1 protein-coding gene is annotated in these 628 nt (G+C 66.9%); it reads left to right on the forward strand.

Going from position 1 to position 628, the window contains the following annotated elements; genetic code table 11:
- Positions 1-154: 154 nt before the first annotated feature.
- The coding region (locus PAI11_RS25185) for a lytic transglycosylase domain-containing protein (protein ID WP_211656660.1) at positions 155-628 on the forward strand (474 nt) is incomplete at its 3' end.

A 628-nucleotide genomic window follows, 5' to 3' on the forward strand; every position in this document is an offset into this window, starting at 1 on the left:
GGCGGCGAGGGACAGGACCGACGGTACGAAGGTCACGAAGAAGTCGGGCTCGGGTGACACGGGTGGTTCGGGTTCGACGACCGATGCGGGTGGTGCGCCGACGCCGGCGGATCCGACGTTCTCGGAGGCGATTCCGGGTGCGGCGCCGATCGGGGTGCCGAACTTCTTCATCGACAAGTTCCGGATTCCGCCGTTCCTGTTGCCGATCTATCAGGCCGCGGGGATCCAGTACGGGGTGCGGTGGGAGATCCTGGCCGCGATCAACGAGATCGAAACGGACTACGGTCGCAACCTCAGCGTGTCGAGCGCCGGGGCGTTGGGGTGGATGCAGTTCATGCCGGCCACGTGGAAGCTGTACGGGGTCGATGCCAACGGTGATGGCAAGCAGGATCCGTACAACCCGGTCGATGCGATCTTCGCCGCCGCCAGGTATCTGCGTGCGGCTGGGGCGGAGAAGGACATCAAGAAGGCGATCTTCGCCTACAACCACGCCGATTGGTACGTCGACTCGGTGCTGATGCGCGCGCGGCTCGTCGGCGGGCTGCCGCCCGACCTGGTGGGGTCGCTGACCGGTCTGACGCAGGGCGTGTTCCCCGTCGCGGCGAAGGCCCGCTACGCCGGCGATGAC

Source organism: Patulibacter medicamentivorans (assembly GCF_000240225.1).
Lineage (GTDB): Bacteria > Actinomycetota > Thermoleophilia > Solirubrobacterales > Solirubrobacteraceae > Patulibacter > Patulibacter medicamentivorans.